The organism is Streptomyces kebangsaanensis (assembly GCF_001906585.1).
In the GTDB taxonomy this organism is placed as follows: Bacteria; Actinomycetota; Actinomycetes; order Streptomycetales; family Streptomycetaceae; genus Streptomyces; species Streptomyces kebangsaanensis.
Window position 1 is genome coordinate 138,862 of the sequence record NZ_JUJA01000167.1, and the last position, 3,821, is coordinate 142,682.

Annotated in this window: 4 protein-coding genes; 2 read left to right on the top strand and 2 right to left on the bottom strand. The window is 70.7% G+C overall.

The features are described 5' to 3' along the window. Positions 1-182: 182 nt before the first annotated feature. On the top strand, positions 183-806 hold the full coding sequence (locus RH94_RS35420; RefSeq protein WP_073952398.1) for an RNA polymerase sigma factor: 624 nt from the start codon (positions 183-185) through the stop codon (positions 804-806). Then, positions 799-1,725: a hypothetical protein gene (locus RH94_RS35425; protein ID WP_143204111.1), complete on the top strand. Its 927-nt coding sequence runs from the start codon at positions 799-801 to the stop codon at positions 1,723-1,725. Before RH94_RS35420 ends, RH94_RS35425 begins: the two co-directional genes overlap by 8 nt. A 371-nt stretch (positions 1,726-2,096) precedes the next feature. Here the strand turns inward: RH94_RS35425 and dapD are convergent, their stop codons facing one another. Together dapD and RH94_RS35435 are read right to left on the bottom strand one after the other, a co-directional pair. Continuing rightward, positions 2,097-3,086 carry a 2,3,4,5-tetrahydropyridine-2,6-dicarboxylate N-succinyltransferase gene (dapD, locus tag RH94_RS35430; RefSeq protein WP_073952400.1) on the bottom strand — a complete coding sequence of 330 codons (990 nt, stop codon included), beginning with the start codon at positions 3,084-3,086 and terminating at the stop codon, positions 2,097-2,099. A 95-nt stretch (positions 3,087-3,181) separates the two neighbouring features. Then, a complete protein-coding gene (locus RH94_RS35435; protein WP_073952401.1) occupies positions 3,182-3,502 on the bottom strand; it encodes a DMT family transporter in 321 nt (106 codons plus the stop codon). Between the last annotated feature and the right edge of the window lie 319 nt (positions 3,503-3,821).

The following is a 3,821-nucleotide window of genomic DNA, read 5'->3' on the forward strand; positions in this document are numbered from 1 at the left end:
CCCTGCCGCAGGATATAGGGCGCGAGCGTGTCGGTGAGCTCGGTCTCGAGAGTGTCAGCTTGGTGTTGCGGGCTTTCGAGCTGAGCGACCAGCCTTGGCGTGGACACGACATCCGGCGTGAACTCGGCGGGTCCCACCGGGGAAGAGAGAGTGTGACCACATACGTCAGAGACGGAGACCCCGTGACCGGCCCACCGGACGTCGGGCACGACGACCACGAGCACCACCACGATGACTCGTCCGCCATTGCCCAGTCCCTGCGGCGACCCGAGGTCTTCGCCGTGTTGTACAACCGGTACGCCGCCGATGTCCACAGCTACGTCATGCGGCGGCTCGGCGACGCGGCCGCCGACGACCTTACGGCCGACACCTTCCTCGTGGCGTTCCGGGCCCGCTCGCGCTACGACCTGACCCGCACGAACGCCCGGCCCTGGTTCTTCGGCATCGCCGCCAACCTGATCGGCAAGCAGCGCCGCACCGAGGAGCGCGCCCTGAGGGCGCTCGCCCGCACCGGCCACGACTCGGTCACCGAGTCCTGGGTCGATCACGCGGACGACCGGGTCACCGCGCAGGCCGCCCACCGCCTCCTCGCTGGCGCGCTCGCCTCGCTGTCCGGCGGCGACCGGCACGTACTGCTCCTCGTCGCATGGGCCGACCTCAGCTATCAGGAGGTCGCCGAGGCGCTCGCCATCCCGGTCGGCACCGTCCGTTCCCGACTCAACCGGGCGCGCAGGAAGGTGCGCTCCGCGCTGGGCGACGACCCCACTCTCGTGCAGGATTTCGCCCCGGAGGCCGGCCATGGATGAGATGACGACGCTGAAGAACTTCCGGCCGGACGCGCCCGCCCCTGACCGGGCCCGGCTGGCGCCTGGGCGGCAGAGGCTGCTGGACGCCGCCGAACGGAGGCAGCGCCGCCGCTTTTGGCCACGGGCCGGCTGGAAGCTCGCCGCGGCGGGCGCTGCCGCCGGGGTGGCGGTGGCGGCGGTGCTGGTGGCGCAGGTGACGCCGACGACCGACACCCACCGGGTGGAGGCCGAGTACGCCACGTCTCCCGAACCCACCGACGGTCAGTGGCTCTACCAGAAGATCCTGACTCGGCAGTCGACGCTCAACTTCCGCGACGACCTTAATCCCGTTTCCGAGAAGGGCGCCCCGGCATACATGGAGCTCACGCAGGAGACCTGGACGCAGTACGGCAGCGGCAAGATCCGCCGCATGCTGCCGCACGGCGTCCTGGATTCGGTGATCGGCGAGGCGGACGCCGGATCGCCGAAGAAGCTGCGTCAGAAGGTGGAGAAACTGCCGAGCGAGCCGCAGCAGCTGCTGCGGTCTCTCTCTGAGGTGATCCGCCTCGGGGGCGATTACCAGCGGATCCAGTACACGTTCTCCAGCGCGGACACCATTCCGTTCGAGGTCCGCCTGTCGCTCTTCCGCGCGCTCAAGACGATCCCCGGCGTGGTGGTCCGTCCGCAGCTCGTCGAGGACGCGATGGGCAGGCCTGCCCTGGCCGTCCACCCCTCGGACGACAACCCGTTCACCAGGGAGACCCACCGCCGGGACGAGCTGCTCCTCGATCCAAAGACCTACGAGTACCGGGGTGAACGCACGATGATGCTCGTCGGCGGAATGATCGACTCCAAGGTCACGACAGAGGAAACCCTGATCAGGGTCTCAGCCGTGCAGAGGTTCGCGGCTGCCGTGAACGAGCCGGGTGTGCGTCCCTGAGCTTGTCTTCTCTGACAGCGAGGCCGATGACGGCACCACCAATCCCGCCGAAGCCCTCTTGCCGGCAGGAACGCGGACGAGGGCAGTATCGGCGCCTGTGACTGAGCGCCGTGGTTGGCCCGTCTGGCCAACCACGGCGCTCAGCGAGAAGACCTGGTTCGGGACTGGAAGGGGCGCCGCCCGCACGGTCCACGGACCGAACTCCTACAGCGGTGCTCACGGCGGGTGCTCCCCGACGCACGAGCGCCCTCCCGGGCCGTCCTGGGGCCGTGGAAGGGCGCTCGGTGGTGACCGACGTCGACAGGTGCCGACAGCTCGGCAGCAGGTCGCAGCGGATCGGTTGGGCGGCCGCAGGTCACGGCCGCCAGTGGTCAGTTGTGGCTGTGCAGGACCTCGTTCAGGCCGCCCCAGACCGCGTTGTTGGGGCGGGCCTCGACCGCGCCGGTGACCGAGTTGCGGCGGAAGAGGATGTGGGAGGCGCCGGAGAGGTCGCGGGCCTTGACGATCTCGCCGTCGGGCATGGTCACACGGGTGCCCGCGGTGACGTAGAGGCCGGCCTCGACCACGCACTCGTCGCCGAGCGCGATGCCCACGCCCGCCTCGGCGCCGATCAGGCAGCGCTCGCCGATGGAGATGATCACGTTGCCGCCGCCGGAGAGCGTGCCCATGGTGGAGGCGCCGCCGCCGATGTCCGAGCCGTCGCCGATCACGACGCCGGCGGAGATGCGGCCCTCGACCATGGAGGTGCCGAGGGTGCCGGCGTTGAAGTTGACGAAGCCCTCGTGCATCACGGTGGTGCCCTCGGCGAGGTGCGCGCCGAGGCGGACGCGGTCGGCGTCGGCGATGCGGACGCCCTTGGGTGCGACGTAGTCCGTCATGCGCGGGAACTTGTCGACGGAGGTCACCTGCAGGTGCAGGCCCTCGGCGCGGGCGTTCAGGCGCACCTTCTCGACGTCGTCGACGGCGACCGGGCCGAGCGAGGTCCAGGCGACGTTGGCGAGGAAGCCGAAGATGCCGTCCAGGCTCAGTCCGTGCGGCTTGACCAGCCGGTGGGAGAGCAGGTGCAGGCGCAGGTAGACGTCGTGCGCGTCGACCGGCTTCTCGTCGAGCGAGGCGATGACCGTGCGGACCGCGACCACCTCGACGCCCCGGCGGGCGTCCGGCCCGGTCGCCGCGGTCGCGCTGCCGCCGAGCAGTTCCGCGGCCCGCTCGGCGGACAGCCGCTCGGTACCGGCCGGGCCGGGCTCGGCCGTCAGTTCGGGCGCGGGGAACCAGGTGTCGAGAACGGTGCCGTCGGCGGCGATCGTGGCGAGTCCGGCGGCCACGGCGCCGGTGGTGCGAGGAGCAGTCGTGTCGGTCATGGAAGGAAACCTAACCCGCCCCCGCGCGCACCGGCGAACCGGTGCCGGGACCGTCTCATGGGCCGGTCCGGCACAGCCGGGCCGTCGCTCCCGGGTCAGTGGGCCCCGCCCAGGTTCAGCACCACCACCCCGCCCACGATCAGCACGATCCCGGCGACCTTGGTCAGGGTCAGCGCCTCGCTGAAGAGCACCAGGCCGATCGCGGCCACGGCCGCGGTGCCGACGCCGGACCAGATCGCGTAGGCGGTGCCGATGGACAGGGTCTTGAGGGTCTGGGCGAGCAGCGCGAAGGAGACGACGTAGCCGACGACCGTCACCAGCGAGGGCCCGAGTCTGCTGAAGCCCTCGCTGTACTTCATGGCGGTCGTGGCGGCGACTTCCGCGGCGATGGCGGCGGCGAGCATGAGGTATCCCATGCGGGGAGCGTAGAGAGCGCGGCGCACGACCGTGCACGGCGGGTGAAACGACTCAACGGGCGGTGTGGCGGGAGAACTTGAGAACTCGGGGACATCACTCGCCAAGAACGGTCCCTCCAGGGGCACTTGGTCCACTAGTGTTCCAGAGTTCAACAACCACCCCCTCACATCCCGGCGGCGTCCCCCTGGGCGCCGTTGAAGGAACAACCCATGCCAGAACTCCCCTCCCGGCCCCCGCAGCTCCCGCCCTGGGAGAGCAGCTGGGCCCCCGACGGCTCCCGCGTCCCCGGTACCCGGCGACTGTGGCTGGCCGGCGCCC

Bases quoted from the DNA above. Each gene is read 5' to 3' on its own strand.
- RH94_RS35425 (WP_143204111.1), top strand. From the start codon at position 799: ATGGATGAGATGACGACGCTGAAGAACTTCCGGCCGGACGCGCCCGCC.
- dapD (WP_073952400.1), bottom strand. From the start codon at position 3,086: ATGACCGACACGACTGCTCCTCGCACCACCGGCGCCGTGGCCGCCGGA.
- RH94_RS35435 (WP_073952401.1), bottom strand. From the start codon at position 3,502: ATGGGATACCTCATGCTCGCCGCCGCCATCGCCGCGGAAGTCGCCGCC.